Consider the following 23,614-nt stretch of genomic DNA (forward strand, 5'->3'; position numbering starts at 1 on the left):
CTGTCACTTCTTCACCGTCTTCGCCGGTGCCTTCGGTGGCGGCGCCACCGGGGTCTTCTTCGCCGGCTTCAGCGCGTCGGCATCGGCTGCGGTGTTGAGATCGTCGATGAATTTGGTCACGCGCGCGGCGTTGCTTCCGAGATCGCTGTCGAAATAGCGCGAGGCGGAGCGGATATCGACGCGGGAATCGTCGCCGTCAGGCACGACCCTGATCGAGATATCCTCGCGAAAGCCCATGATCGGCGTGCGCGCCACCGCCTCGATGCGTCCCATGCGGCGCGGCGGCTGCGGCTCGCGTTCGTCGATGACGGTCCATTTTCGCTTGATGACGAGCTGGCGCGCGATCGCATAGGCGCGGTCGACGGGGATCTCAAGCTCGATCGGCTCGATGTCAGGATAGAACTGGCGCTGCTGCTCGGCCGAATAGAGGCCGGCATAGACGGCAGTGTTGGTGCCGTCGCCGGTGCGCAGGCGCGACAGCGCGTCGAAACGTGGCGGGTCGATCGGGTCGGTGGTGATGTCGTAGATGTGAGGCAGCTTGCGGTACAGCAGGGCCTGATAGGCGGGATAGGCGAGGATCGTCCCGTCGATCAGAAAGGCGAACAGGATGCGCGCCATGCCGCGCGAGCCGTTCTGCCAGATCGCGGCAAAGCCGGCGAGGCCGAACAGGATGGACAGTCCGGCGATGACGAGCCCGCCGAAGAAAGTGGCCAGCGCCGGTTTCATCTCCAGGAAGTCGAACCGGACGATGATGATCGACACCACCACCGCCACCACCGCGAACACGGCCAGATTGCGCGCCCAGGTGGCGAGGCTGGACACGGGCTCCGTCTGATAGGGAGCGGAAAACCTGCGGGCCATGTCGTTCCATCACCGATGTGAGTCGCCGGTTGAGGGCACGGGCGACGGGAGCAGGCTGACCTAGCGCATTTTTTGCTTGGCTGGGAAGCGGTTTATCCGCCGTTTTGGCCGGTGAGAGGCTGGGGTCAAGGCGATCGAACCAACGCCCCGCCGCGCGCCACATAGTTGTGTATGGCGGTTCGCGGAGGGGCCATGGGAAGGCCAGGGACATGGCAGCAGGGCAGGGCGGACAATAGCGGCACGGCTCTCCCGCAGCGGCTGTTTCTGCTGCGACTGACCATCCTCGTCGCATTCTGCATCGGGTTGGTGATGTCGTCGGGACTATGGATAGGGCCGCGGTCTTATCCACAGGTGCCGGCCTGGTCGCTGCTCCCGCCAATCGAGGGCGCCGTGGCTTTGACACTCTATGGCGCGCTGTTCGTGCTGGCGGGGCTTGCTCTGGTCTATCCCCGCGCAAGTTGGCCGATCGCGATTTTCCTCGTCATCATGATTGCGTTCTGCCTTGCCGACCAGACGCGATGGCAGCCTTGGGTGTTTCAGTACAGCTTCCTTCTTTTGGTCGTCGGGCTCTCGGGCGGCGGCCACGCTACGCCGGTCGACGATCTCCAGACGCTCAATCTGGCCCGTCTGGTCATCGTCTTTACCTACGTCTTCTCGGGGCTTCAGAAGATCAATCTCAACTTCATGGAGCACGAGTTTTCCTGGATCATCACGCCGATCACCAGCCTGCTTCCGGCGATGACGACGCCTCTCGATGCTCTCGGTTTTTTGGTCCCCTTCGTTCAGGTGGCGTTCGGGGTCGGTCTCTTGACCCGGCGTTTCCGTCGCGCCTCGCTGACCGCGGCTGTCGGCATGCACGTCTTCATTCTGGCCATGTTCGGTCCTCTGGGGTTGAACTGGAACGACATCGTCTGGCCATGGACCGCGGCCATGGCGGTGTTCGACGTGCTGCTGTTTTCAGGCGCGGGCGAGTTCAACTGGCGCGATATCGTCTGGAACGTGCGGGGCCTTCGTCATGGCGCGGCAGTGGCGCTGTTCGTGGTGCTGCCGGTGCTGAGCTTCTTCAATCTCTGGGATTCCTATCTTTCCTCGGCGCTCTATTCCGGCAACCTCACGGAGGCGCAGATCTATCTCAGCGATCTCGGCGCGGCCTCGACGCCGGGCACCGTCCGCCCGTACCTGGTTCATACCTCGGAGAATACCAACGTAATCAATCTCCAGCGCTGGGCGATCGAGGATCTCAACGTCACGCCCTACGCGGAAACGCGCGTTTTCAAGACCATTGCCGGAGATCTGTGCCGCGCCTTGCGCGACGGCAACCAGCTCGTGCTCGTGGTGAAGGAGCAACGCCTGTTCTTCAGCAGCCCGGAGGTTGGCTTCCGCTGCTCGCAATTGTGAGCGGCCCAAAACAAATGCGGCCCCTTCAGGGGGCCGCATTGCATCGAATCCGTGCTTGATTTTGGACCCCGCGTCAGTGCGTGACCAGTGGGCAGGCCGAGTCTGACAGCTTGCCGAATGCCTCCTCGCCGGACATGGTCTGCACCAGCTTGTAGTAGTCCCAAGGCTGCTTGGATTCCTCGGGCTTCTTTACCTGCATGATGTACATCTCATGCTCCATCAGCCCGTCGGCGCGGATCTTGCCGTTGCTGGTGAACATGTCGTCGATCTTCATCTTCTTGAGCTCGGCCATCACCTTGTCGGAATCGGTCGTGCCTGCCGCCTTGACCGCGTTGAGGTAGGTCATGGTGGCCGAATAGTAGCCCGCCTGATTCATGGTGGGCTCGCGCTTCGTCTTCTCGTAATAGCGCTTGGCGAAGGTGCGGGTCTTGTCGTTGAGGTCCCAGTACCAGCCGGTCGTGAGATAGAGCCCCTGCGCGGTCTTGAGGCCGAGGCTGTGGATGTCGCTGATGAAGGCGAGCAACGCGGCCGGCTTCATCGTCTTGCCGATGCCGAATTCGTCGGCGGATTTGATCGAATTAGTAAAGTCGTTGCCGGCGTTGGCGAGGCCCAGCACCTGCGCGCCCGAGTTCTGGGCCTGAAGCAGGTAGCTGGAGAAGTCGGAGGTCGAGAGCGGCACGCGCACCGCGCCGACGACCTTGCCGCCATTGGCCTCGACGACCTTCGAGGCGGCTTCCTGCAACTGCGTGCCGAAGGCATAGTCCGCCGTCAGGAAGAACCAGGTCTTGCCGCCCTGTTTCACCATGGTCTTGGCGGTACCGTTGCCGAGCGCCGTGGTGTCGTAGACGTAGTGCACGGTGTAGGGCGTGCAGTCCTTGCCGGTCAGCGATGCGCCAGCGGCACCGATCGCAATGAACGGGATCTTCTTCTCCTTGGCGACATTGTTCATCGCCAGGCTGACGCCGGTGTTGGAGCCGCCGAGGATCATGGTGACGCCGTCGCGGTCGGCCCATTCGCGGAATTTCTGCGCACCGACATCGGGCTTGTTCTGGTGGTCCGAGACCATGAACTCGATCTTGTTGCCAAGGACGCTGCCGCCGAAATCCTCGATCGCCATCTTGGCCGCTTCGACGCCGCCAGGGCCGATCACGTCGGCGTACAGGCCGGACATATCGTCGATATCGCCGATCACGACCTTGTTATCGGCCGCCTTCGCGGCGGTGATGGCTGTCATCGATGCGGCCAGCAGCCACGGCAGCATTCGCAGCGCAAACAATTTCATCTTGAGTGTTCCTCTTATTGGCTTGAAGTGCGGTGCGACGTTAGGGAGCTGCCAGCCCGGCTCCAATTCGTCTTTGGTCGCGACACCACCAACGAAAAAGGCCCCTGCTAGGGGCAGGGGCCCGATTTCGGTGGTGCCGTCGGCGGGCTCTACGCCGCCGCGTTCGGGAAGCGATAGTCCTTGAACTGGTCGCGCAGCGCAGTCTTCAGGATCTTGCCGGTCGCGGTATGCGGGATGCCCTCGACGAAGGCGACATCGTCGGGCATCCACCATTTGGCGATCTTGCCGTCCATGTATTTCAGGATGTCTTCGCGTGTGGCCTGCTGGCCCTGCTTGAGCTGCACGATCAAGAGCGGGCGCTCGTCCCATTTCGGATGGAACACGCCGATCACGGCGGCCTCCGCCACGGCCGGATGACCGACCGCGAGGTTCTCGAGGTCGATCGAGGAGATCCACTCGCCGCCGGACTTGATCACGTCCTTGGAACGGTCAGTGATCCGCATGAAGCCGTCCTCGTCGATGGTCGCGACGTCGCCGGTGTCGAAGAAGCCCTCCTCGTCGAGGATGTTGTTGTCGAGGCGGAAATAGGCCTTCGCGACCGCGGGGCCCGACACCTTGAGGCGGCCAAAGGTCTTGCCGTCCCAGGGCAGCTCCTTGCCGGCATCGTCGGTGATCTTCATCTCGACCGCGAAGGGCGCATAGCCCTGCATCTGCAGCACGTCGAGCCGGGCCTCGCCGGTCGCGTTGTGGAACGGCGGCTTCAGGGCCGAGACGCTGCCGATCGGGCTCATCTCGGTCATGCCCCAGGCGTGGCGCACGTTCGAGCCCATGTTGAGAAAGGCCTTGATCATCGAGCGCGGCATCGCCGAGCCGCCGCAGATCACCATCTTCAGGTCCGGCAGCTTCAGATTATTGGCGGTCATGTGCTGGAGCAGCATGAGCCACACCGTCGGCACGCCAGCGGTGTGCGTCACCTTTTCGGTTGAGAGCAACTCGTAGACCGAGGCGCCGTCGAGCTTGGGCCCGGGCATGACGAGCTTGGTGCCCTGCGAGGGTGCGGAGAAGGCGATGCCCCAGCTGTTGGCATGGAACAGTGGAACCACCGGCAGCATGGTCTCGGAGGCGCTGGTGCCGAGCGCATCGACATTGTTGGCCATCAGCGCGTGCAGCACGTTGGAGCGGTGCGAATACAGCACACCCTTCGGATCGCCCGTCGTGCCCGACGTGTAGCACATTGCGGCCGCCGTGTTCTCGTCAAAGTCCTTCCATTTGAATTTGCCGTCGGCCTCGGCGATCCAGTCCTCGTAGGCCACGACGTTCTTCAAATTGGTCTCGGGCAGATGCGCCTTGTCGGTGAGGATGACGTACCATTCGACGCTCGGCAGCTTGTCGGCGAGCTTCTCGACGACCGGCACGAAGGTGAGGTCGACCATCACGATGCGGTCCTGCGCATGGTTGATGATCCAGGCGATCTGCTCGGGGAAAAGGCGGGGATTGACGGTATGGCAGATGGCGCCGATGCCCATGATGCCGTACCAGACTTCGAGATGGCGCCAGGTGTTCCAGGCGATCGTGGCGACGCGGTCGCCGAGCTTGATGCCGTTGCGATCCAGCATCTGCGAGACCTTGAGCGCACGCTTGTGGATTTCGGCGTAGGTGGTGCGATGGATCGGCCCCTCGACCGATCGCGTGACGACCTCCTGCTTGCCGTGAATCTTGGCGGCGTGTTCGATGATCCGGTGGCAGAGCAGGGGCCAATCTTGCATCAAACCGAGCATTCAGACGTTCCTCCGAGAAATCGCTGGGCGTATTACCGCTCTCAGCGCAGGGCCAAAGAATTGACATGAGTTTTAGCCTGCCGGACTTTCGCCGCAAATGGTCTTATCGCGGCAATATGTCCGCCGGCGCGGCAATGGTTACCGCTGCGCTTGGGCTATCCCTTGTACTGCCTGAGCCTGTGGATGCACGAAACTATGCTGCACCGCTCGATATCTTCGGTTTTGGCACGCCACGGCCGCACAGGCATGTTCGGTCCACCAAGATACCGCTACCAAAGCCTCGCCCCGAGGAGGCTCCCAAAGGAACAGGCAAGGCAACCGACGAGGCCGCGCCGGAGGCCGACGACAAGGCTTCCCAGGACAAGTCGACTGCAGACAAGCCTGGCGGCAACAAGCCGGCCGAGGCTGCGCCACCTCCCGAGAAGCGGCTGTCGGCATGCCGACTTGCCCTGACCGAGGAGATCGCGGTCGCGCCGTCCATTCCTGACATCCACGGCCCCGGCGCCTGTGGCGGCGACGATCTGGTGCGGCTGGAGGCCATTGTGCTGCCGGACCAGCGCAAGGTCGCGGTCAAGCCGGCGGCGATCCTCCGCTGCACCATGGCATCGGCGATTGCGGATTGGGTGCGCACCGACATGGTGCCGCTGGCCGCGAGCCTCGGCTCGACCATCACCGACCTCGACAATTTCGACAGTTTTGAGTGCCGCGGTCGTAACCGCGTCGTCGGCGCGATGCTGTCCGAGCATGGCAAGGCCAACGCGCTCGACGTCCGTTCGCTCAAGCTGGCCAACGGGCAGTCGATCGCTCTGACCGACCGCACCGTGTCGCGCGATGTGCGCGAGCGCGTGCTGCATTCGGTCTGCTCGCGCTTTTCCACGGTGCTCGGCCCGGGATCGGACTGGTACCACGAGGATCACATCCACCTCGATCTGGCACAGCGGCGCAACGACTACCGGATCTGCCAATGGAACGTCTGGGATCCGTTGCCCCACGTCGCCCCCCTGCTGCCAGCCGAGCGTCCCGAGGAGGCGCCGCCACGCGAGGTCGCGGCCAAGTCGGAAGATGGCAAGTCTGATGGTACTAAATCGGAAGGCACCAAGTCGGAGGGCGCCAAGGATGGGACCGACGATCCGCAGAACCCCGCCGCGTCGGCGGACCATCCGACAGCCGGCAAGAGCAAGCCGGCAACAAAAAAGCGCCGGTAAAACCGGCGCCTTTCGAAAACCTTCCGATCAGTCGAAGGTTAGTTGGGGGTCGAAACACCGCCGCCCTGAAGCGCGAGGCGCGAATTATAGGGCGAGTCGCCATGCTTCGGCTCGAGCACCACGACGATGGTGCCGATCTTGACGCGGCTGTAGAGGTCGATCGCGTCCTCGTTGGTCATGCGGATGCAGCCCGACGAGATCGAGGCGCCGATATATTCGGGCTGATTGGTGCCGTGAATACGGAACAGCGTGTCCTTGCCGCCCGAGTACAGGTACATCGCGCGCGAGCCCATCGGATTGTCCGGGCCAGGGGCGACATAGGTCGGAACGCCCAGACGCGAGATCTCACCCGGGGTCGGGTGCCACGCCGGCCATTCGGTCATGCTGCCGACCTTGGCGATGCCGGACCAGGCCATGGCCTCTTCGCCGACGGTGATGCCGTAACGGATCGCCTTGCCGCCATCCATCACATAATAAAGGTAATGGTTGTCTGAATCGACCACGATCGAGCCGGGCGATTCCTTGCGATGGTAATCGACAATGGCACGACGGAACGGCTCTGCCACCGGCGTATTCTCGTACCGAATCTTGGCAAGGAGTTCCTTGTCCTTCGGCTTGAAATTCTGGGTATTGGTGGCCTCGTAATGGGTGGCCTGCATGCAGCCCGACAGCATGAAGCCGGCAGCGACAACCCCCAACATAACTTTCAGCGACGACATGGTTTGGTTCCAATCAAACAAATACCGCGCAGGTCCTTAAGCGTAGCACCCAAGGCCTTCGACTCCGTTGATTTCATTATCGTTGAAATCTGCCACAATTCCAGCGTTTCGGGGCTTATCCCGCGCTGCGAGACCCAACCTGTGGCTTTTTTGCCGCAAGTTTTGGGTCGCCAGGCTGGGTTTCTGGCGCGAAAAGCTCAGCTGTCGATTCCGTGCCACAGTTGGGCCATGCGGCCGCCACAAATGCAAATGCTCCGTTAATGTGGTTGTCATCATGAACTTGTCAGAATCGCGTTAAGGGCAGTCATTCTGTCGCAGGCCCTCTCCTGGAGTTGTTCATGTTTTCTGTGTTCGTTCCCACCGACTCCTCCCTGAAGAAGGCCGTCGTCAACGATCTGGAGGCGGTGCCTGATCACGCCGTGTGGGTCGACCTGGTCAATCCGACCGCGGCCGAGGACAAGGCCGTGGAACGGCTGCTGGGGATCGCGATCCCGACCCGCGAAGACATGCAGGAGATCGAGATCTCCAGCCGCCTCTATATCGAAAATAGCGCGCGCTACATGACCGCGACGCTGATGTGCCACTCCGACACCGACATGCCCCGGACCACGGCGGTCACCTTCATTCTCGGCGACCACCGCCTGGTCACCGTGCGCTACGACCAGCCCAAGCCTTTCGCCCTGGTCGAGAACAAGCTGGCGCGGTCCTGCACCCCTGCGATCACAGGCGAGATGGTGCTGATGGAGCTGCTGGACGCCGTGATCGACCGCTGCGCGGACATTCTGGAACGCTGCGGCATGGAGATCGACCAGGTCAGCCACGACATCTTCGAGCCGGAGAGCGAGCGCCACGGCCACGCCAAGCAGTACTCGCAGATTCTGATCTCGATCGGTCGCAAGGGCGATTTGACCTCCAAGGTCCGTGAGAGCCTGGTCTCGATCGGCCGCGTCGTCACCTTCCTGTCGGCGGTGGTCGAGGGGGTGAAATGGTCCAAGGACATGCGCGAGCAGCTCAAGACCATGCAGCGTGACGTCGCCTCACTGACCGACCACGCCTCGTATCTCTCCAGCAAGATCACCTTCGTGCTCGACGCCATGCTCGGCGTCGTCAACCTCGAGCAGAACAACATCATCAAGCTGTTTTCGGTCATGGCTGTTGTCCTGATGCCGCCGACGCTGATCGCCTCGATCTACGGCATGAACTTCAAGTCGATGCCGGAGCTGGAATGGACACACGGCTATCCGTTCGCGCTGGTGCTGATGGTATTTGCCGCGATCGTCCCGTACTGGATCTTCAAGTGGAAGAAGTGGCTCTGATCCGGCGCGCGCTTTCGAAATAGTGACCGAGACCTTACGCCGGTCGTCGAGACAGGGCTGATGGTGTCGCAGAATAGAGCGTCATTGCGGCTGCGCCGTGATGTGTGTGCCGTGCCCCAATTCCTCCGGTAAAATTTGAGCATTGGGCTGAACGGTTGCGCGAAACTTGTCTGCGATAAGCAGCGGGTTAGCCGCGAGGAAGAACCATGGTTGAAAAACACATAACGACGCCCCCCAACGTCATCGATCTGACGAGCTATCGTCAGGTAATGGCGAGCGGCAAGGCGCCGTCGTTGTCGGCACGCATGTGCCGGCACTGTGGTGCTCCGCTGCTCGATGGCGAGAACGATGACGATTGCTCGACCGCATTCAACGCAGCCGCTGCTCCAAGGTTGCGCGAACGGTCGCGTCGGATTCGCCTGGACTGAGAAGCGGAAGGAAGGGCGGGCGATCCAGTCTTGCGGCGGCGTTGTCTGGATCGCCTTGCTTCCCGCCTTTCGCGGCAAATCCCCTAGCGCTTCACGACCTCGGCGGTCGAGACGATGGTCTCGGCGATGACGCCGTCGCGGGCGAACGAGGCCAGATGGGTCTCGGCATCGCGCAGCGCCGCTTCGACATTGTCGCCCAATGCCTCCGGTGAAGACGACGAGTAAGTCAGCACGCGTTGCGTCAGGTCCTGCACGCTGACCGCGTGGCTGGTCTCGACGGCGACGAGCTCGGTCGGGGCAAACGCGCTGCCGCGAAAGAACTCTGCCAAGTTGCGATGGGTACGCGCACCTTTACCGGCTTCCTCCCAGAGCTTCTCCGGTGACCAGCGGCGGCGAATCTCGTTGTAGCGGTCAAGCCAGGGGTTGCGGCCGTCGGTGACAGAGAACGAGGCGCAGATCAGGATCGCACCGTCGCGCGCGACCAGCTCCTCGAGCCGCGCAAGTGTCGCCTCGCGGTCCATCCAATGCAGCGCACGGCCGATCGTGACGATGTCGAACGTGCCGATGCCGAGAGGGAGCGTCTCCGCCTTGCCTTCGATCAGCGTGAGATGTCGCCCAGATGCGGCAAGCCGCGCGGCGTCGAGCATCGCAGGTTCCGGATCGACTCCGACGACACGGCCGACATAAGGGCCGAAGCCCAGCGCCAGCAGGCCCGGTCCGGTGCCGAGATCAATGAGGCTGCTCTTTCTGGTGAGATCGAGCTGTTCTGCAACGGTGCGGAAAAACTCGCGCGGGTAAGGCGGCCGCAAATGCTCGTAAAGTGACGCCGTGCTCGCAAACCGGCCCATGCGTCACCTCAATGCTTCACCCTTGGTGCTTCAGCTGGCCTAGACGTGCTGGCCGCCGTTGATGTGGATCTCGGCGCCGTTGACGTAGGAGCTGGTGTCCGTGCACAGCACATAGATGATCTTGGCGACCTCGTCGGGCGTGCCGAGGCGGTGCATCGGAATCTGCTGCTCGACGATCTTCTCGGTGCCCGGCGACAGGATCGAGGTGTCGATCTCGCCCGGTGCGATGGCATTGACGCGCACGCCGACGCGGCCGAAGTCGGAGGCCATCTCGCGCGTCAGCGATGCGAGCGCGGCCTTCGAGGTCGCATACGCCGCGCCTGCGAAGGGGTGCACGCGCGAGCCCGCGATCGAGGTGACGTTCACGACCGAGCCCTTGGCCGCCTTCAATTCCTCGATCAATCCGCGCGCGATCATGATCGGCGCGAAGAAGTTGACGTGAAAGACATGTGTCCAGGTGTCCAGATCGGTGTCGACCGACCCGAGCCTTGAGCCGCCCGGGCCCTTGGGCGAGATCGCGGCGTTGTTGACGAGGGCGTGCAGCATGCCGCCTTCGAGCCGGCTGCGGATCTCGTTGATGGCGCGTGCGGTGTCCTGGGGATCGCCGAGGTCGACCTGGATGTGATCCTCGGGGCCTGCGTCCCACGGGCAATCCTCCGGGAAGGCATGCCGCGAACAGGTGATGACGCGCCAGCCCGCCGACGAGAAGCGGATCACGGTGGCGTGGCCGATACCGCGGCTTGCTCCGGTCAGGAGCAGCGTGCGGCGCGGCGCATTGGACGAATGCGGCATGGACATCTTTCAGGTCGGCCCAAAGATCGAGATAAGGCTCTAGGGATACATCCGCGTCTTGGACCACGGCTGGCCGGCTGCGTCACGACGAAATTCGATGCGGTCATGCAGGCGGAATGGGCGGTCGTGCCAGAACTCGATGCGCGAGGGCGTGATGCGCCAGCCGCTCCAGCCCGGCGGCCGCGGCACCTCGCCGATGACGTGCTTGGCCGCGACTTTGGCGATGGCCTGCTCGAAGGCAAAGCGGCTCTCCAGCTCTTGCGACTGTTTGCTGGCCCAGGCGCCGATCTGCGCCTGCTTCGGTCGTGTCGCGAAATAGGCGTCCGCCTCGGCATCCGTCACCGGCGTCACGTTGCCGCGGATGCGGACCTGACGGCGCAGCGACTTCCAGTGAAAAAGTAAAGCCGCTTTAGGATTTGCGGCGAGTTCGCGGCCTTTCTGGCTCGCGATGTGGCTGTAGAAAACGAAACCCTCGGTATCGAAGCCCTTCATCAGGACCATGCGCACGTCGGGCAGGCCGTCAGGATCGACGGTCGCGAGCGCCATGGCGTTCGGATCGTTCGGCTCGCTCTTGATCGCCTCGTTCAACCAGGCCTCGAACAGCGCGAACGGCTCGTCGGCGGCGGTGAAATCACCGGATGTTAAGGGTGTCTGGTGTTTCATCGAGGTCGTGTCGGTCATGTCTGGAGTCCGAATTGCGTCCCGCGGCCAAAAGCGCGCTGTTGTCTGCTACTGCCCTATATAGGGCATGGGGACGCGTTGGCCTATCGGTGATGCGGCCCTCGGGCCTCGCGCTGACAATGATTCTAATCGGGCTCGGCGCTGGCGGCTGCAGCATGTCCCGCACCGACACCAAAGCCTACGCCAAGGCTGACGACAGCGATCTCACCGGTTCGATCACGCGGCCGAAGGACGCCGCACCGACCGAGACCGATCTCGCCTTTGCCCGCAACGCCGCCTCCGACGTGCTCAGCATCGGCGACAAGGACGCCAGCCAGCACTGGGAGAATCCGGAAACCGGCGCGCGCGGCTCGGTGACGCCGATCGCGCAATCCTACGCGGCCGAGGACGGCCGCAAGTGCCGCGATTTCCTGGCAAGCTACGTCAACGGCACCACGGAAACCTGGCTGCAGGGCGCCGGTTGCCAAAGCAGCCGTGGCCGTTGGGAAATTCATACGCTAAAGCCATGGCGGAGCTAGGAATCAGCTCCATCGACTAGTTGCAAAAATGCCACTCGCCCCCCACATGAGGCTCAGGTGGGGCGGGGAGCCCTTTAGACATTTCGATTTCCCGAGAGGAGACGTGACGGATGCGCGACCCCTATGAGGTCTTGGGGGTGCCGCGGAGCGCGACCGCTGCCGCGATCAAGAGCGCCTATCGCAAGCTGGCCAAGAAGCATCATCCTGACAGCAACAAGGATGATCCCAAGGCCGCCGAGCGCTTCTCCGAGATCAATTCGGCCAATGAGATCATCGGCGACGAGGACAAGCGCAAGCAGTTCGATCGCGGCGAGATCGACGCCGAGGGCAAGCCGCGCTTCCAGGGCTTTCCGGGTGGCGGCGGGCCGCGCGGGCGCGCCGGCGCAGGTCCCGGCGGCTTCGAGAGCTATACGTTCCGTGGCGGCGCAGGCCCCGGCCAGGGCGCAGGCGCGTTCGAGGACATCCTCAACAGCATGTTCGGCGGCGGGGTGCGCGGTGCGCGACCCGGAGCCGGCGGCGGTGCCCAGTTCGACTTCGACACCGGTGGGATCGGGCTCGATCTCGACGTCAATGTCGCCATGTCCGTCTCTCTGGAAGAGTCGGTCAAGGGCGGCGAGAAGCGCGTCCGGTTGCCGAACGGCAAGGAGCTCAACGTCAAGATTCCGGCTGGCGTCATCGAGGGCCAGCAGATCCGTCTGCGGGGACAGGGTGAGACCGCGCAAGGCCATCCGCCCGGCGACCTCCTGATCACCATCACCATCGCAGCCCATCCGTTCTTCAAGATCGAGGGCTCCGACCTCCGGATCGACCTTCCGGTCACGCTTTACGAGGCTGTGCTCGGCGGCAAGGTCCGCGTGCCTACGCTAGGCAATGCCGTGGAATTGTCAGTCCCGAAGAACACGTCGAGTGGCCGGACCTTCCGCCTCAAAGGCAAGGGACTGCCAAAATCTGGCGGAACCGGGGATCTCTTCGTCACCATCAGGATTATGCTACCGGACGGGAACGACGCCGAGCTTGAAGCATTGATGGAAAAGTGGCGGGACCAGCACCCCTACAATCCTCGTAGCGGGCTTGGCTAATTTCGGAACTGAAGGGGTTTTCTCCTAAAGGCCTAGAGCATCATCCGGGAGATGATGCTCATCATACACGCGAGGCGTGGTAGCGCTTCGTTGCTCGACGTGTCGGCTGTCCGGCGGGGCAGTCGATAAATAGGTGCGGCCTCGAGAGGGGGACCAGCGCGGTACCAAAAACCCCAATCGAGGCCGCCCGCGTCGATCGGCGGATCGAACGCTGCTCATTTTCGCGTGAGCATCCGGTGCGATAATGAGACGCGCCCATGTCTTGATTCCAAATTTTCAATGACGGAATCAGGGCACGGCGTTTGCGCGGTTGTCTAGCCGCCGTTTTTCTCGGCCTGGTCGTACACGGCCTGCGCCACCCTGGTCAGGCGATCGCGGTCGGCGCCGCCGGTGACGACATAGCCGACGCCGCGATCGGCCCAGAACAGCGATCCGTCCTTGTCCTCCTTGGCGTAGCGCATCTGGGTCGCACCACTCTCGGTCTTGGCGGTGTAGATCGTGAAACGCTCGCCCGAGGCGCCCTCATACATCAGGAACGACGCCGGGCCGTTCGGTCCCGGCAGCAGCCGGCCGCCGACGAGCTTCAGCCCGCTGGCCTCCAGGTTCGGCGCGAATACCGTCCAGCCGCAGCGCTTGGTCAGCCAGGCCTGGAGATGGTCGCGCTCGTTGCCGGGCACTTCAACGGGATGGCGGACCTCGACGACATAGAGGCGGTGGGCATCGAGTGCGTCCTCGGTGAAGCTCTGGAAGGTCGAGGGCGCATTGGCGGCGCCATGCGCGACCCAGCCGGCCGTGCCGCCGGCGACGAAGGCAACCAGCGTGGCCGCGATGGCGCCATAGAGCCATTGCCGCGGGCGGCGCTCCAGCCGCTCGAGCTCCAGCCGGGCGGGTACCGGCTCCTGGGCGACGCCGTCGTAACGGGCGTGCAGCATCTCGGCCATGGTCCGCCAGGACTGGACCCGCTCGGCATCGTCGGGATGGGCGGCAAGCCAGGCCTCGACGTCGGCGCGGCGCTCGGGCGGCAACTCGCCATCGACAAAGGCGTGCAATTCGTCTTCGGTCACTGGAATATTGTGGTCGTTCATATCGATCGTCTCTGGCTCTGCGGCCCAAAATATCCGACGCGGTTCAACTGCGCTGCTTCTCTCTGCGTGCGGGGGACGCGGCACGCGCGATGCATCAATCCTGCCATTATTTCACCCGCCTGAGCGCCGGGCGCTCACCTTCCAGCGACGCTTTGACGTGGGCGCGGGCGCGCGCCAGGCGGGACATCACGGTGCCGATCGGCACGCCCTGGATGTCGGCGACCTCCCGGTAGCTCATGCCCTCCAGCATCACCAGCAGCAGCACCGAGCGTTGCTCCTCGACGAGCGTCGAGAGCGCACGTTCGATGTCGCGTCCTTCGGCCTCCGTCCCGCTGGCATCCGGGTTGTTCTCCGTCAGCTGCATGAATTGCGGCCGCCTTGCCAGCGAGCGCCGCCGGTTCTTGTTGAGGTTGGTCAGGATCGTATAGAGCCAGCTCCTGACGTCGCCTCCTAGAAACAATCGCTCCGAACGCAGCGCACGCACCAGCGTGTCCTGCACCAGATCGTCGGCCGCATCCGCATCGCGCGTCAGCGCGCGGGCGTAGCGGCGCAACGCCGGGATCATGGCTTCCACGCTTTGGCGAAACGCGCTCATGCCGTCTTGACGTCCTTCACATCAGGCGCGAGCGCCCATAGCGATGATAACACCCGAACGGAACGGCTATTCCGGCGGCGGGAAACAGCGTTAACGCCCCGGATTAGGACTGTACCGCAGGGGAGGGCTGGTGTACCTCCAGACCTCAACGAGAGCTACAGGACGTGAGCAAATGGCGCAGAATTCAGGTCTGATGCAGGGCAAGCGCGGGGTCATCCTCGGCGTTGCCAACAACCGCTCGATCGCCTGGGGCATCGCCAAGGCATGCCAGGCGGCCGGTGCCGAGATCGCGCTCACCTATCAGGGCGATGCGCTGAAGAAGCGGGTCGAGCCGCTCGCGGCAGAGCTCGGCGCCCTCATACTCGGCCATTGCGACGTCACCGATGCCGCGACCATCGATGCGGTGTTCGACGTGCTGAAGGAGAAGTGGGGCAAGATCGATTTCGTCGTGCACGCGATCGCGTTCGCCGACAAGGACGAGCTCGAGGGCCGCTACGTCGACACCACCGCGGACAATTTCTCCAAGTCGATGCTGATCTCCTGCTACTCGCTGACCGCGATCGCGCAGCGCGCCGAGAAGCTGATGACCGACGGCGGCTCGATCGTCACCCTGAGCTATTACGGCTCCGAGAAGTGGATGCCGAACTACAACGTCATGGGCGTTGCCAAGGCGGCGCTGGAGGCAAGCGTGCGGTATCTCGCCGCCGATCTCGGTGTGAAGCAGATCCGCGTCAACGCGATCTCGGCGGGGCCGATCAAGACGCTGGCCTTCGCAGGCATCGCCGATTCACGCCTGCTGCTGAAGTACAACGAGCTCAACGCGCCGCTGCGGCGTAACGTGACGATCGAGGAGGTCGGCGACAGCGCGGTGTATTTCCTGTCCGACATGTCGCGCGGCGTCACCGGCGAAATCCATCACGTCGATTCCGGTTACAACGTGCTCGGCATGATGCGGCCCGAAGCGTCGGACACGTCGAAGGACTAATCGCCAGCCGAAATGCCCGTGCCCACGATCTATTATCTTCGCCACGGCGAGACCGAGTGGAATGCGCTCGGCAGGCTTCAGGGCACCAGGGACATTCCGCTGAATGCGCGCGGCCGCGATCAGGCCGCGCAGGCAGGCCTCATTCTGGCCGATCTTCTCAGACGCGACGGTCGCGACAAGGCTGATCTGCCCTATGTGTCGAGCCCGCTCGGTCGTGCACGCCAGACCATGGAGCTCGCGCGCGGCAGGCTCGACTTGCCTGTTGCGGACTATGCGCTCGACGATCGCCTGCGCGAGATCGGCTACGGCGTCTGGGAAGGGCTGACGCTGGCCGAGAGCGAGGCGAGAGATCCCGAGATCTATGCCAGGCGCCTTGCCGACAAATGGACCGTGGGGCCCGAAGGCGCCGAGACCTATGCCGACGTGCAGGTCCGCGTCCGGGCCTGGTACGATGAGCTCAAGGCCGACACGGTCGCGGTCGCCCATGGCGGCACCTGTCGGGCCCTGATGGTCTCGCTCGGCCTGGAAACACCGGCCAGCGCCGCCGAGCTCTATATCGAGCAGGGCGCCGTCTACGTGTTCCGCGACGGCCGGCTGGAGAAGCATAGTTAAGCCCAAGCCCGTCATTCCGGGGCGATGCGAAGCATCGAACCCGGAATCTCGAGATTCCGGGTTCGCCCTTTGGGGCGCCCCGGAATGACGGAACTAGGGTTGAACCCAATGGCCCTCGGCGCTACGACGTTGACATCCAACGTTTGTGTAAGACGTCAGAAATAGGCGGCAGTTCGCAATGTCCTTCAACACCTTCGGCCATATGTTCCGCGTCACCACCTTTGGCGAGAGCCACGGGGTGGCGATCGGCTGCGTGGTCGACGGTTGCCCGCCGATGATCCCGCTGACCGAGGCCGACATCCAGCAGGATCTCGATCGCCGCAAGCCGGGCCAGTCGCGCTTCACGACCCAGCGCCAGGAACCGGACCAGGTGAAGATCCTGTCCGGCGTGATGGCCCATCCGGAGACCGGCGTGCAGGTCACGACGGGGACGCCGATCGGGCTGCTGATCGAGAACACCGATCAGCGCTCCAAGGACTATTCGGAGATCAAGGACAAGTTTCGTCCTGGACATGCCGACTTCACCTACGAAGCCAAGTACGGCCTGCGCGACTATCGCGGCGGCGGCCGCTCCTCGGCGCGCGAGACCGCAATGCGCGTCGCCGCCGGTGCGATCGCGCGCAAGGTGCTGCCCGACGTGAAGGTGCGCGGCGCGCTGGTGCAGATCGGGCCGCACAAGATCGATCGCGAGAAGTGGGACTGGGACGAGATCGCGAGGAATCCGTTCTTCTGTCCCGACAAGGACAAGGCCGCCTTCTTCGAGACCTATCTCGACGGCATCCGCAAGAGCGGCTCCTCGATCGGCGCGGTGCTCGAGATTGTTGCCGAGGGCGTGCCGGCTGGCCTCGGCGCGCCGATCTACGCCAAGCTCGATTCCGATCTCGCCGGCGCGATGATGACCATCAACGCGGTGAAGGGCGTCGAGATCGGTGCCGGCTTCGGTGCCGCCGAGCTGACCGGCGAAGAGAACGCCGACGAGATGCGCACCGGCAATGACGGCACCCGCTTCCTGTCCAACCATGCCGGCGGCATTCTCGGCGGCATCTCCACGGGCCAGCCGATCGTGGTGCGTTTCGCGGTGAAGCCGACCTCGTCGATCCTCCAGCCGCGCCTCACCGTCGACCGCAAGGGTGCCGACACCGAGATATTCACCAAGGGTCGCCACGACCCCTGCGTCGGCATCCGCGCCGTCCCGGTCGGCGAGGCCATGATGGCCTGCGTGCTCGCCGACCACTTCCTGCGCGACCGCGGCCAGGTCGGGCGGCGCTAGCGCCAGGTCTTTGAGTCGCGGTTACCAGTCGCTAGACCGCTATCGAAGACACCCTCGCTGTTCACCGCGCTCGTTAGAACAGCGACACCAATCCGATGCGGATCCATCATTACGAACCTGTGACTGGGGACGCGGGCGCACCTTCCAGTACCTCGCGGATTTTCCGCGACAGATCGGATTTCCGGTAAGGCTTCCTGAGAAGCACTATGTCGGGATCGAGTCGATCTCCCTGGAGGAGTGTGGTCTCGGTGTAACCGGAGGTGTAGAGCACGCGCACACCAGGGCGCCGCTTGAGCACGGCTTCAGCCAATTCGCGACCATTCATTCCTCCCGGCATGATGACGTCGGTGAACAGGAGATCGAACGCAGCGCCTTGTTCGACCAGGGCGAGGGCCGCCGGCCCGTCGGCGGACGCAAGCGTCTGGTACCCTATGCTGCCAAGCTGGGCGATCACGTACCCCCTGACGAGTGGATCGTCCTCGACGACCAGGATCGTCTCGTGAGCAGGCGCTAGCGCATATGCATGCGCAGGCGCAGCCTTTACCGGTGCCGTCCCTTCCGCTCGTGGCAGATACAGCCTGATGGTAGTGCCGCGGCCTTGCTCGCTGTCGACCTTGACCGTGCCTCCGCTCTGTTTGGCGAAGCCGTAGACCATACTCAGTCCAAGGCCAGTGCCGCGGCCTATTCCCTTGGTCGTGAAGAACGGCTCGAACACGCGCTCGCGGATATCGGCCGGGATACCCTCTCCCGTGTCGCTGACCGAGATCATCACGAAGTCTCCGGGGTCCACCTCACTGATAGCTGCCCCCTCTGCCTCATCGACGGCGACATTGGCGGTCCCGATCGTGATCGCGCCGCCACCGGGCATAGCATCCCGCGCATTCACCGCGAGATTGATCACCGCCGCTGAAAGCTGCGAGGAATCGGCGAGCGCAAACCACCCATCCTCCGCCAGCGCCAGTTTAAGCTCGATGTGCTCCCCCAAAGTGGGCTTGAGCAACCGCGCCGTTTCGATCAGAAAATTGTTGACGTCAATCTTGCGCGGCTCAAGCGGTTGGCGGCGCGCAAAGGTGAGAAGCTGAGATGTGATCTCCGCCCCGCGCGTCGCAGCGTCGTCGATGAGTTGGGCAATGGTGGCAAGTTCCGGTCGATCCGGGACGCCTTCCTTGAGGATCTCGATGGTTCCCGTGATGACGGTGAGAACGTTGTTGAAGTCGTGCGCGACACCGCCCGTGAGCTGCCCAATGGCGTCCATCTTCTGCGATTGGCGCAACCGCTCCTCGGCCTCGTGCTGGCTGGTCAGGTCGGTGGTCGTTCCGCGATACCCCATGAAGCGCCCGTCGGCGGCAAAGACGGGACGACCGTTGACCCTGAGATGGCGTTGATTCCCGGCGAGGTCGCGGCATGTGTGCCCGAAATTTCGGAAGGGCTCGTGTCGCTCCCGCAGCGCCGTATGCTCATGCCATTTCTGCAGCCGGGCCTCCCGGTCGGAGGCCGTATCGAAACGGCGTTTTCCGATCAATCCCGCCGGATCGATGCCGAAGGCACTCAACTGCTCCGAAATATAGGTGAAGAGGTGGTCCGGCCCGGTCTCCCAAAGCCAGTCGGAGGCCGTCTCAGCGTAGTCCCGAAAGCGCTGCTCGCTTTGTCGTAGAGCCTGCTCCACGCGCTTGCGCTCGCTGTTCTCCCGCTGCAGATCGGCATACAGCCGGGCGTTCTCCAACGCGATCGCGGCCTGCGCGGCCAGAAGCTTGAGCACCGGAATTCGCGTCGGCGCGAAAACGTGCGGTGTCAACGTATTCTCGAGGTAGAGCGCGCCGATGAGCTTGGCGCGGTTGAGCAAGGGCAGGCAGAGAATGGACCGAGCGTGCCGCTGGCTGACATATGGGTCCGCGACGAACGGAACCTGGACGGCCGCATCGTCAATAATGATGCACTCCCGGGTTCGCATGACGTATTGGAACACCGATTCCGGAAGCTCCGCGGCGGATATCGCCAGGTCTTGCAGCGACACGCTCACCTCCTCGCCATGGGTCGTGGCTTCTGCGCGGATGCGGGGCTCGGTGTCGTGCGATAGAATCAGCAGAGCTCGCTCTGCCCCTGCCTGTTCCATGGCGGTGCGCATCAGTGCGTCGATGAGCTTGTCCAGCACCATCTCACCCGACACCGCTTCAGACACCTTGACGACGGTCGCGAAGTCGAGTTGCTCGACCGAGGCCCCAATCGTACTGATCGTGCCGGACTCCGATCTCTCCTTCCTTAGATGAGCGAATGTGTTCTCAAGTTGCCGCACTTTTCCGTCGGCTCCCCAACAAGCATAATTGTCGCGAGCATGTCTCAGATAGACGCGGCCGAACTCTTCGAGGCCGCGCGCTGCGTAGAAGCGGGAGGCGAGTTCATAAGCAATAGCCTCGTTGTGTATGAAACCGCTTTCCCGGGCCAAGCGGATGGCGTTCTCATAAAGACGTTCGGCTTCAAGTTCCCAACCTTGAATGCGAGCAATCTCGGCGCCGATCAGGGCGGATCGGTCCGCAAAATTCTGGAGGCAGTTCTGCGCCCACGCATCGAGCTGGCTGTGATGGGCCAACATTGCCTCGACATGTTGATCGCGCTCGTCGCCCGTGGCCGCACTCCAGCATGCGCCGTGGGACAGCGCAGCGTAAAATTCGTACTCTGCCGTCTCGAACAGCTGCGGTGGTGACCAGCGCAAACGTCTCGCCTTCGATGCGGCTTCGATCGCCAGCGCATAGTCACCTGAAAAGAACAAGGCCTGCAGTTTGCGAATCCAGTACCAGCTCTCAGGCACCGCGAAGGCCGGATCGGCAGAGAGACGGCGTTCGAACGCGCGCTCGTCAAATTGAGCATCGTCGAAACTGCCGAACCGTTGCGTCAAGCCCCGCAACATCCGGATCAGGCCGATCTGCGGCCTCACGATGTCGACGAGCAACGCGAAATTCGCTTTCTGGGCGAATCGCAGGCCGTACTCCGCCTCGCGCTGCGATTCGGAAAGCGGATCGCCCGCCGCAAGAAAATTCGCGTTCAGGCTGGAACAGCTGAAGGCCGCGAACGTGATCTCGCCACTGGCATTCGCGACCTCGAACGCGAGACGAAATGCTTCGCGCGCGCGGCGATGATGCTCGGTCCATGTCAGGACGAGATTGCCATAGTTCAGATATGTCCGCGCCCTGAAGCGGGAAAGTCCGCGCCGTTCCACGAGCCTGATGCCGACATTGCTGAATCGAGCCCCTGCTTGATAGTCGCCGAAAAGCGAGCCGACGATCGCGCCGAACATGACGTAATGCACACACGATGCTTCGCTGTGGCCCCATTCCAGACTGAGTTCTACAGCCTTGAGGACCACGAGCGAACGAAGATTGGCATCTGTATAGAACGCCGGCGGCATCAGCGCCGTCAAAAGATCCAGGGTCGCCAGCGCAACTGCATCAGTCATCAGCGGCAGGTCGAACAAATCCTCGATCGTCCGATCGCCGATTCGAGACCATACCTTCTCATATTGACGTCGCACGTCGTCTGCGTCCGGGTGGACCGACCAGGAAATTCCGAGCCGTCGCAAGTAGTCGAGACCGACACTGACCGCGCGGTCACGCTGACTGAGCGCCATATACGCGTCCACTTGCAGGCGCGCGACAAAACCCTGCTCACTGACATTCGCGGAGCGTTCTGCCAAATCCGACAAACGTCGTTCCGCTTGCGTCACGGCGCCGGTGACGAATTCGCATTCGGCCAGATGCAATTCCAAGGAAAAGGCGAGCTGATGCTGGTGTTCCCAGCAGTCGGCCGGCAGCAATGCCGCACCAGCGGACATATAATTAAGCGCCGATGCGTAGGCCGCCGACGTCCTCGCGCGCAAGCCGGCCGTAAGGTTGAGCTCGGCGAGTTCGACGCGTCCTTCCGGCGCCTTGATCAAGGCGGCGGCGCGATTGAGCTGATTGACAATGTCGAAGATCGTCTCATCGCGTTTCTCGGGGGGCGTGTGTGCCAGCAGCTTTCGACCGATCCGCAGATGAAGCCCCGCGCGATGTTCATCCGCGATCAACGAGTATGCGGCTTCCTGCACTCGGTCGTGGACAAACCTGTAGGCCCCCGTCGGGTGCTCGATCAACTCCTGACGGACGGCCTCCCACAATGCCGTGTGAACCTGCTGCTCCTGACGCCCGAGTACGATCGAGAGTGTCGGTATTTCGGCGATGTTGCCGAGACAGGCCAGTTGCTGCAGAGCACACTGCGTTTCCGGCCGCAGACGAGTCAGCTTGCTGACCATCAGATCCACGACGTTGTCAGTATGAGCCTTTGCCTGAATGCGATTGAGGTCCCAGCACCAGCAGCCGGTGTCGTAGTCGAAGCGGACCATGCCCTCTTCGGCCAGCGCGTAAAGGAACTGAACCACAAAGAACGGGTTGCCGGCCGTCTTGTCATGTATCAGCTGCGCCAGGGGCGCGACGCTGCCTATTTCGCAACGAAGAGTATCGGCAATCAAGCGGGCAATGTGTTCGCTCGTCAGGGGCGCAAGAGTAATCTGCTCGATCTTTGCGCCGGCGTTTCTTATCGCCTCAAGCTTCCGCTTCAAGGGATGAGCGCTGTCGATCTCGTTGTCGCGATAGGCGCCGACAAGCATCAGGTGGTGCAGATCCGATTGGGTGAGCAGGTCCTCGATCAGATCGAGCGTCGCTGCGTCGAACCACTGGAGATCGTCGAGGAACAGTGTCAACGGATGGTTCGGTCGTGCGAATACGCCGACGATTCGTCGGAACAGCAGATGGAAGCGCTTTTGTGCCTCTTGCGGCGGAAGCTCGGGGACCGGCGGCTGCTCGCCTATGATCAATTGCAGCTTGGGGATGAGGTCGACGACGAGCCGTCCGTTTGAACCGAGTGCTTCCTGGAGCGCGCGCCGCCAGACGGTCAGCTCTTCGTCGTTCTTGCTCAGAAGGGACCGCACCAGGCCCTGAAAGGCCTGCACCAGCGTCGCATAGGGGATATCCCGCTTGTACTGGTCGAATTTTCCTGATGCGAACAGACCGTGCGACATGGCGAGTACACGATGCAGTTCGTTCACCACCGAAGACTTGCCAATGCCCGAATAGCCGGAGACCAGCACCAACTCCGGCGAGCCGCTCTTGATCACGCGGTTGAATGCAGCGAGCAGAGTTTCAATCTCGCTCTCTCGTCCGTAGAGCTTCTCAGGAATCAGCAGACGATCGGCCGTATCGTGTTGACCCAGCGGAAACTCTTCGATGTGACCCGAGGTTTCCCATTCGCTGAGGCAGTGGCGCAGGTCACGCTCGAGGCCCGCGGCACTCTGGTAGCGTTGTTCGGCGGACTTAGCGAGCAGCTTGAGGACGAGGTTCGAGATCGCAGCGGGTACGGTGCTCTCCCGCTCGCTGGGTGTGGCTGGCCTTCTGGCAATATGGCAATGCACCCACTCCATCGGGTGCGCCGCGGCAAACGGCAAGCAGCCGGTCAGCATCTGATAGAAGGTGACGCCCAGCGAATAGAGATCGCTGCGGAAATCGAGCGAGCGGTTCATCCACCCGGTCTGCTCGGGCGACATGTAGGGCAGCGTGCCCTCGATGAACTCGGGCGGTGCGGGGGGACGGCGCTCGCGGATCAAGCGCGAGGCGATACCAAATCCGGTGAATCGGACCTGTCCGTCCTTACAATTCACGAGGATGTGCGCCGGCTTCAGGTCCTTGTGGACGAGACCGCGCTGCTGCACCTTGCCCAGAGCCGTCGCGATCCCGATCGCGAGCCGTAGGAACGGCCCGATTCCCATTGGCTCGCCAACGAGTCCCTCCAGCGGTTCGCCGCCCGGGTCCTCAAGCAGCAGCACGGGGCGGCCGCGATCATGCACCAGTTCGAGCGGCCGCACGGCCCAAGCCCCGTCCAATTGGTCCTTCAGCGCGTATTCGTGAGCCAGCCGATCGATGGTGGCGTAAGAGGCGTTCTTCGCTGCGGGAAGCACTGCCAGGAGAGCATCGCGGGCGCCATCGGAGTCATCGCGCGAGGCATGGCAAAAGACGTGGTCGTCATCGCCCCATAGCACGTCGCCCAATAGCACTTCGAAGCTGCTAATCATGCCGCTCGAAACGATGGTTCAACATCGGATCGCCCCCACAAGAGTCACGAAGGCATGGTGTCTTCCTC

At 62.9% G+C, this 23,614-nt stretch carries 18 protein-coding genes and 2 pseudogenes; 9 read left to right on the forward strand and 11 right to left on the reverse strand.

The window, feature by feature from the left end:
* Window positions 1–3 precede the first annotated feature (3 nt).
* Entirely contained in the window at window positions 4–861 is an 858-nt protein-coding gene (locus Q0687_RS30525; protein WP_298885168.1) for a DUF1499 domain-containing protein, read from the reverse strand.
* Between the two features lie 390 nt (window positions 862–1,251).
* Here Q0687_RS30525 and Q0687_RS30530 point away from each other — a divergent pair, with 390 nt between their 5' ends.
* Window positions 1,252–2,259, forward strand: coding sequence for a hypothetical protein (locus Q0687_RS30530; RefSeq protein ID WP_298885170.1), 1,008 nt, complete (start codon window positions 1,252–1,254; stop codon window positions 2,257–2,259).
* Between the two features lie 73 nt (window positions 2,260–2,332).
* On the opposite strand, the gene Q0687_RS30535 is transcribed toward Q0687_RS30530, so the two are convergent.
* Window positions 2,333–3,520, reverse strand: a complete 1,188-nt coding sequence (locus Q0687_RS30535; RefSeq protein WP_298885309.1) for an ABC transporter substrate-binding protein — start codon at window positions 3,518–3,520, stop codon at window positions 2,333–2,335.
* A gap of 170 nt (window positions 3,521–3,690) precedes the next feature.
* Window positions 3,691–5,319 (reverse strand): fatty-acid--CoA ligase, encoded by a 1,629-nt coding sequence (locus tag Q0687_RS30540; RefSeq protein WP_298885171.1) that lies wholly within the window; start codon window positions 5,317–5,319, stop codon window positions 3,691–3,693.
* Between the two features lie 65 nt (window positions 5,320–5,384).
* Here Q0687_RS30540 and Q0687_RS30545 point away from each other — a divergent pair, with 65 nt between their 5' ends.
* Window positions 5,385–6,524: an extensin family protein gene (locus Q0687_RS30545; RefSeq protein WP_298885173.1), complete on the forward strand. Its 1,140-nt coding sequence runs from the start codon at window positions 5,385–5,387 to the stop codon at window positions 6,522–6,524.
* Between the two features lie 38 nt (window positions 6,525–6,562).
* Here Q0687_RS30545 and Q0687_RS30550 read toward each other — a convergent pair whose 3' ends face one another.
* A complete protein-coding gene (locus Q0687_RS30550) occupies window positions 6,563–7,243 on the reverse strand; it encodes a L,D-transpeptidase (RefSeq protein ID WP_298885175.1) in 681 nt (226 codons plus the stop codon).
* Window positions 7,244–7,581: 338 nt separating this feature from the next.
* Here Q0687_RS30550 and Q0687_RS30555 point away from each other — a divergent pair, with 338 nt between their 5' ends.
* Window positions 7,582–8,559 (forward strand): magnesium transporter CorA family protein, encoded by a 978-nt coding sequence (locus Q0687_RS30555; RefSeq protein ID WP_298885177.1) that lies wholly within the window; start codon window positions 7,582–7,584, stop codon window positions 8,557–8,559.
* A gap of 206 nt (window positions 8,560–8,765) precedes the next feature.
* A complete protein-coding gene (locus Q0687_RS30560; protein ID WP_298885179.1) occupies window positions 8,766–8,987 on the forward strand; it encodes a hypothetical protein in 222 nt (73 codons plus the stop codon).
* A gap of 83 nt (window positions 8,988–9,070) precedes the next feature.
* Here Q0687_RS30560 and Q0687_RS30565 read toward each other — a convergent pair whose 3' ends face one another.
* From Q0687_RS30565 to pdxH, 3 genes are read right to left on the reverse strand one after another with little or no spacing between them, the layout of a single operon-like run.
* A complete protein-coding gene (locus Q0687_RS30565) occupies window positions 9,071–9,835 on the reverse strand; it encodes a class I SAM-dependent methyltransferase (RefSeq protein ID WP_298885183.1) in 765 nt (254 codons plus the stop codon).
* 39 nt (window positions 9,836–9,874) lie between these two features.
* Window positions 9,875–10,627 carry an SDR family oxidoreductase gene (locus tag Q0687_RS30570; protein ID WP_298885185.1) on the reverse strand — a complete coding sequence of 251 codons (753 nt, stop codon included), beginning with the start codon at window positions 10,625–10,627 and terminating at the stop codon, window positions 9,875–9,877.
* 39 nt (window positions 10,628–10,666) lie between these two features.
* Window positions 10,667–11,308 carry a pyridoxamine 5'-phosphate oxidase gene (pdxH, locus tag Q0687_RS30575; protein WP_008141501.1) on the reverse strand — a complete coding sequence of 214 codons (642 nt, stop codon included), beginning with the start codon at window positions 11,306–11,308 and terminating at the stop codon, window positions 10,667–10,669.
* Between the two features lie 155 nt (window positions 11,309–11,463).
* Here pdxH and Q0687_RS30580 point away from each other — a divergent pair, with 155 nt between their 5' ends.
* The gene (locus tag Q0687_RS30580; RefSeq protein ID WP_363324020.1) at window positions 11,464–11,826 is read left to right on the forward strand and encodes an RT0821/Lpp0805 family surface protein; all 363 of its coding nucleotides are present in this window, start codon (window positions 11,464–11,466) and stop codon (window positions 11,824–11,826) included.
* A 110-nt stretch (window positions 11,827–11,936) separates the two neighbouring features.
* Window positions 11,937–12,905: a J domain-containing protein gene (locus Q0687_RS30585; protein ID WP_298885190.1), complete on the forward strand. Its 969-nt coding sequence runs from the start codon at window positions 11,937–11,939 to the stop codon at window positions 12,903–12,905.
* Between the two features lie 314 nt (window positions 12,906–13,219).
* On the opposite strand, the gene Q0687_RS30590 is transcribed toward Q0687_RS30585, so the two are convergent.
* Both Q0687_RS30590 and Q0687_RS30595 read right to left on the reverse strand, forming a co-directional pair.
* Window positions 13,220–13,990 (reverse strand): anti-sigma factor, encoded by a 771-nt coding sequence (locus Q0687_RS30590; protein WP_298885192.1) that lies wholly within the window; start codon window positions 13,988–13,990, stop codon window positions 13,220–13,222.
* A gap of 106 nt (window positions 13,991–14,096) precedes the next feature.
* Window positions 14,097–14,585, reverse strand: a complete 489-nt coding sequence (locus Q0687_RS30595; protein ID WP_128953175.1) for a sigma-70 family RNA polymerase sigma factor — start codon at window positions 14,583–14,585, stop codon at window positions 14,097–14,099.
* Window positions 14,586–14,757: 172 nt separating this feature from the next.
* Here Q0687_RS30595 and fabI point away from each other — a divergent pair, with 172 nt between their 5' ends.
* The 3 genes from fabI (at window position 14,758) to aroC (ending at window position 17,452) form a co-directional block, all read left to right on the forward strand.
* On the forward strand, window positions 14,758–15,570 hold the full coding sequence (gene fabI / locus Q0687_RS30600) for an enoyl-ACP reductase FabI (RefSeq protein WP_298885195.1): 813 nt from the start codon (window positions 14,758–14,760) through the stop codon (window positions 15,568–15,570).
* A 12-nt stretch (window positions 15,571–15,582) separates the two neighbouring features.
* Window positions 15,583–16,182: a histidine phosphatase family protein gene (locus Q0687_RS30605; protein ID WP_298885197.1), complete on the forward strand. Its 600-nt coding sequence runs from the start codon at window positions 15,583–15,585 to the stop codon at window positions 16,180–16,182.
* A 178-nt stretch (window positions 16,183–16,360) separates the two neighbouring features.
* A complete protein-coding gene (gene aroC / locus Q0687_RS30610) occupies window positions 16,361–17,452 on the forward strand; it encodes a chorismate synthase (protein WP_298885199.1) in 1,092 nt (363 codons plus the stop codon).
* Between the two features lie 109 nt (window positions 17,453–17,561).
* Here aroC and Q0687_RS30615 read toward each other — a convergent pair.
* Window positions 17,562–19,127 (reverse strand): annotated as a pseudogene (locus tag Q0687_RS30615) (ATP-binding protein); the annotation flags it as partial.
* A 51-nt stretch (window positions 19,128–19,178) separates the two neighbouring features.
* Window positions 19,179–23,546: pseudogene (locus Q0687_RS30620) on the reverse strand (AAA family ATPase); the annotation flags it as partial.
* Window positions 23,547–23,614: the final 68 nt, after the last annotated feature.

The sequence above is a fragment of the uncultured Bradyrhizobium sp. genome (assembly GCF_936928535.1).
Lineage (GTDB): Bacteria > Pseudomonadota > Alphaproteobacteria > Rhizobiales > Xanthobacteraceae > Bradyrhizobium.